At 65.4% G+C, this 5,311-nt stretch carries 4 protein-coding genes and 1 pseudogene; 3 read left to right on the top strand and 2 right to left on the bottom strand.

Translation table 11 applies throughout. From position 1 onward, the window contains the following. Together VQ044_RS23605 and VQ044_RS23610 are read left to right on the top strand one after the other, a co-directional pair. Positions 1–404: recombinase family protein (locus VQ044_RS23605; RefSeq protein WP_331827808.1), on the top strand; the 404-nt coding region annotated here is incomplete at its 5' end. Between the two features lie 4 nt (positions 405–408). Continuing rightward, complete coding sequence (locus VQ044_RS23610) at positions 409–3,387, top strand: Tn3 family transposase (protein WP_327650057.1); 2,979 nt, start codon at positions 409–411, stop codon at positions 3,385–3,387. Here VQ044_RS23610 and VQ044_RS23615 read toward each other — a convergent pair. Next, complete coding sequence (locus VQ044_RS23615) at positions 3,365–4,390, bottom strand: DUF4158 domain-containing protein (protein ID WP_327650056.1); 1,026 nt, start codon at positions 4,388–4,390, stop codon at positions 3,365–3,367. The genes VQ044_RS23610 and VQ044_RS23615 overlap by 23 nt on opposite strands. An 8-nt stretch (positions 4,391–4,398) precedes the next feature. Further along, positions 4,399–5,007, bottom strand: coding sequence for a recombinase family protein (locus VQ044_RS23620; protein WP_327650054.1), 609 nt, complete (start codon positions 5,005–5,007; stop codon positions 4,399–4,401). A 214-nt stretch (positions 5,008–5,221) separates the two neighbouring features. On the opposite strand from VQ044_RS23620, the pseudogene VQ044_RS23625 reads away from it, so the two are divergent. Next, positions 5,222–5,311: pseudogene (locus VQ044_RS23625) on the top strand (ATP-binding protein); the annotation flags it as partial.

The following is a 5,311-nucleotide window of genomic DNA, read 5'->3' on the forward strand; positions in this document are numbered from 1 at the left end:
CGTCACATTCACAGACGGCGTCGCCACGCAGGGCGCCGACAACCGCGCCGCTTGATCAAGCCGCGTCACCCAAAATCGGCCATAGCTCGTTCCGGTCGCTGACCGAGCAGATGGATACGACCACGCCGCACGGCGAATTGCTGTTCTCGCTGTTCGGCGCGCTGGCACAATATGAGCGCGCACTGACACGCGAGCGGGTGATGGCGGGGCTGGCCGCTGCGAAGCGCCGGGGACGCCAGGGCGGTCGCCCGCCGATGATCGACGCCGAAACCCTCGAACGGATCACTGCTGCGCTGAATGGCGGGGCCACCAAGGCGTCTGTCTGCCGAACCTTCAAGGTGCCGCGCTCGACCTTGCTTGGCACCCTGACCCGGATTGGCTGGACCGCACCGGCCAAGGCCTGACCCGATGCCGCGCCGCACCGTCCTGTCGGAAGAACAGCGCGCGGCGTTGCTTGCGCTGCCCGACGACGAAACCCTGCTCGTGCAGCATTGGACCTTGAGCCAGGACGACCTGGCAGTCATCGTGCGCCGCAGACGACCGCATAACCGGCTGGGTTTCGCGATCCAGCTTTGCGCACTACGCTATCCCGGTCGCCTGCTGCGTCCCGGCGAACTGATCCCCCATGTCTCACTCGCGTTCGTCTCCGAGCAGTTGCACGTCGCGCCCGAGGCGTTGGCCGATTATGCGATGCGCGGGCCGACCCGGTACGAACAGCTCGATGCGCTGCGTGATGCGTTCGGATTCACACCGCTCAGCCGGCCCCTGCGAACAACATTGCAGGAATGGCTCCTGCCGATCGCCCTGACGACGACCAGTGGAGCCAGGCTGGCGCGGTTGCTGCTGGATGAGTGCCGGCGACGTCGCATCATTGTGCCGGGCATCAGTCCCGTCGAACGGATGGTCGCACAGGCTTTGCTCGATGCCGAACGCCATGTCGCGGAGCATCTGACCCGAGGCCTCAGCGTTGAGCAACGCCGTCTGCTCGACGCTCTTCTCCTGCCCCACGCGGGTACGAACCTGAGCGGTCTGAGCTGGGTTCGGCAGCCGCCCGGCAAGCCCGGTCGCAAGATGTTCGCCATCATCCTCGAACGGCTGATGCTGCTCCGCGCAATCGGCATAGATCCGGACATTGCCGCAAGCGTGCATCCCGAACGTCTTCGCCGCCTGTGTCAGGAAGGGGCGCGGCTGACGGCCCAGCATGTCCGGACGCTTCAAGCCTCGCGTCGTCGCGCCACGCTGGTGGCGACCGTACTCGAAACCGTCGTGACGCTCACCGACGATGCGGTGCTGATGTTCGACCGCCTGCTGGGCCAGATGTTCCGGCGCGAGCAGAACAGCGAGGATGCGGCGCTCAAGCGCGACCGGCGCACCATCAACGGTAAAATCCGGCTGCTCGCCCAGCTCGGCGATGCCCTGCTCGCCGCCAAGATGTCGGGTGGGGACATCGGCGCTGCGGTCGAGGCGGCGATCGGATGGGACGATCTCGGCCGCGAGGTCGACGAAGCCCGCAGGCTCGTCCGCCCGGACGCGGTCGATCCCGTCACGATCGCCGCCACCAACTATCCCGTCCTCCGACAGGTCGGACCATCGTTCATCGCCACGTTCACATTCGGAGCGGTGCCGGCCTGTCATGCGCTCTCAAGAGCGGTCACGATCATGCGCGACCTCCATTTCGGCCATTTGCGAAAACTGCCGGCCGACGCACCGATGGGCTTCATTCGGCAGGGCTGGCGTCGGGCGATCGGGAGCGCCAATCCCGATCGCAGGACCTTTGAATTGTGCGTGCTGGTCGAACTTCGCGACCGGTTGCGCGCCGGCGACATGTGGGTCGAGGGAAGCCGGCGCTATCGCGCGGTCGAGCAACAGCTCATTCCCGGACCCGTCTTCGCCGCCATGCGCGCGGCTGGCCCCTTGCCGATCCCAGCACCGGATACAGCCGGCGCCTGGCTGGCCGAGCGACGCGCACGCCTCGCCCGGCGATTGGCCGAGGTCGGGCGAAAGGCGGAGACGGACGCGCTTGAGGATGTGCAGCTCAACGCGGGTAGGCTGCGGATTTCGCCGCTGAAGGCGGTCACGCCCGAGGAAGCGGAAACCGCACTTGCGCCACTCTATTCCCATCTGCCCTCGATCCGTATCACCGATCTCCTTGCCGAAGTCGATCGATGGACCGGGTTCAGCCGGTGCTTCACGCATCTGCAAAGCGGTCGTGCGGCCGATGAACCGCGCGCGATCCTGACGGCGGTGCTGGCCGATGCGACCAATCTCGGCCACACGCGCATGGCGGAAGCCTGCAATCTCGTGACCCAGCGTCAGCTTGGATGGCTCGCGTCATGGCATCTGCGCGAAGAAACCTATGGGCGCGCCCTTGCTCGCCTGGTCGATGCCCAGCACGCCGCGCCGCTCGCCACCCTGTTCGGGTCCGGCACCTCGTCCAGCTCGGACGGTCAGAACTTCCCGCTTGATCGACGCGCCCAGGCAACCGGCGCGGTCAATCCGCACAAAGGGGCCGAGCCGGCCGTCTCATTCTATAGCCACATCTCGGATCGCTACGCGCCGTTCCATTCTACCGTCATCTCGGCCTCCGCAAGCGAGGCCGCGCAAGTGCTTGACGGCCTGCTCCACCACGGTGCCGATCTGCATATCGAAGAACATCATGTCGATGGCGGGGGCGTCTCCGACCATGTGTTCGCGCTATGCCATTTGCTCGGATTCCGGTTCGCGCCGCGTATCCCGAACATCGCCGCGCGCCGTCTCCATCTGTTCGACGGCATGGAACCCGGCCCCGATATCGCGCCGCTGGTCGCGGGAAAAATCGACGAAGGCCTGATCACCGCGCACTGGGACGATGTGCTGCGACTGGGAACCTCGATCCGCACCGGGGTCGTCAGCGCGTCGATCATACTGGAACGGCTCGGCGCCTATCCGCGCGCCAACGGCCTTGCGCTGGCACTGCGCGAGATCGGCCGCGTCGAGCGCACCCTGTTCACGCTCGACTGGATCGAGCAGCCCGAACAACGTCGCCGCGCCACCCGCGAACTCAACAAGGGCGAAGCGGAAAATGCGCTGAAGCGCGCCATCTTCTTCCATCGCATCGGCCGTATCCGCGATCACGCGCTGCAAGCGCAGAACCATCGGGCAAGCGCGCTCAACCTCGTGGCTGGCGCTATCGTCCTGTGGAACACGACCTACCTGCAAGCGGTCCGGACGCATCTCGCCAACTTGGGACGCCCGATCCCGCCCGACCTGCTGCAACACCTGTCGCCGCTCGGCTGGCAGCACATCAATCTCACCGGCGATTATCTCTGGACCGATCACGATGCACCATCGGAAGCGCTCAGGCCGCTCCGCCAGATGCACACCATCAAAGGCCCGGCAAAACCTTAGCGTATATCTGTGCCCGTTCTATGTACCGACCCCGAAGCGTGCGCAGACGGGCTTCCCTCGACGCCGCCTGCGCATTGGAAAAGATCGTCGTGGTGACGACATCGAACAGATCGATGACGTCGTCGCTGGCGCTGGCCTCGAGCGTGCGGATAAACGCCAGAAGTGTCGCGGTCCGCCGATCATCCGGAAGTCGGGCGACCGCCTGTGCCTTGGCGGCGGACGCGAAGCGGGCGAGAGCATTGATGCGCCCGGGCGGCAGCCGATCGATCTCCGGTAGACCCTCCGTGACGGCGCGGATTTCGTCGAGACGTGCCAGCGCCCGGCTGATTTCGGGTCCGCTCTGGATGTAAGGACCGTCCCGAAGCCGGTCGAGCGGACTTTGGCGGGCGCCTTCCGGCACGACGACGAGTGCATCGAGACGCTCTCGCTGGTCGGGCGTCACCTTGTCGACGAGGCGGCGGAACAGGCGGGCATTGGCGCGCGAGCGAACGCGGGACACCGTGCGCTCGAGCACCGACAGTCCCGGCAGCAGAACCTTGTTGGCGAGCAGAAAGGAAACGGCGCGATCGAACAGCGCCGAAGGCCGATCGGTGCCGGTCCAGCAGAGGGCATAGAGGAAGCGGCTCAGCCGGAACGACACACCGGGGTGGGTGAAAGAGCGATAGCCGTAGCGATCCCTGATGCGAGGGATATGCCGCGAGCGACCCCGGTCATTCGCATAGGCGAGGATCGCGCCCAGATCATCGAGACCGAGTTGCTCGGCCGCGTAGCCCACGACCGACGCCGGCGCGGTCGCCGGGTCTTCAAGAAACACCCCGAGCAGACGCACCGATCCGAGCTGGACGGCAACGCCCAGGCGGTTGCGATCGCCGCGATGCTCGGCAATGAAGGCGCGGTCGGCATCGTCGAGATGAAAATATCGAACAAGCTGGTCGGAGGATGGTTCGTCCGCGAAACGACCATAGCGCCGGACCTGGTCCTCGGTGAGGAAGCTGACCGGCACTGGCTCTCCTACTTCGCGGCAACCGCGCGTTTCTTGAGAAGATCAGAGGCACGCGGGCGGGGTTGGCCCTTGCTGTCGACATAGGCATAGAGCGTCGACAGCGAGACGCCGAGTTGGGCGGCAACATCGCGGGCGCTGTTGTCCCGATCGGCCATCATCGCCATCGCCGTCTTGAGCTTCGGCCGGGTCATCATCCGCGGCCGTTCGCCGGTGCGACCCCGTGCTCGCGCTGCCGCCAGACCCGCCATGGTGCGCTCGTAAATGAGATCGCGCTCGAACTCGGCGAGCGTCGCGAAGATGCCGAAGACGAGACGCCCCGTCGCCGTGGTCGTGTCGACGTCACCGGTCAGCACCTTCAGCCCGATGCCCTGTTTCTGAAGCTCGCCGAAAAGCCCGACGACGTGCGGCAGGGAACGACCGATCCGGTCCAGTTTCCAGACGACGAGCGCGTCGCCGTCACGGGCGTTGTCGAGCGCTTGGGCAAGGCCGGGCCGCGCAACCGAACGGCCCGAACAGACATCCTCGTAGATTTTCCGGCAGCCGGCCTTCTCGAGCGCATCGCGCTGGAGGTCGAGCTTCTGCTCGGCCGTCGACACCCGCATGTATCCGATCAGCATGGTGATCTTCGCCCCCCTCGTTCATCAACGTATCGAGGGGTAGGTTTTCTGGCTATAGGTTTGTCCAAGGCTTTATATGAAATCGACGCATCATTGTGCCAGACTCGCCGGTGTGTCGTTTCGTGGTGCAGAAAACCGGGGTTTGTTGCGATGACAAAGCGCGACCGAAACGGCCCTTGTGTGTATTTTCTGTTCCGCTGCTACTCAGAGCCCGATGCTCGTTCTCGAACTGGCGCGGTGCGAGTTCATCCTGCGCCGCGAGAACGTCATCGCGCTCGGCAATTCGGGCACGGGCAAGAGCCAC

Source organism: Aurantimonas sp. C2-5-R2 (genome assembly GCF_036549495.1).
GTDB lineage: Bacteria > Pseudomonadota > Alphaproteobacteria > Rhizobiales > Rhizobiaceae > Aurantimonas > Aurantimonas coralicida_A.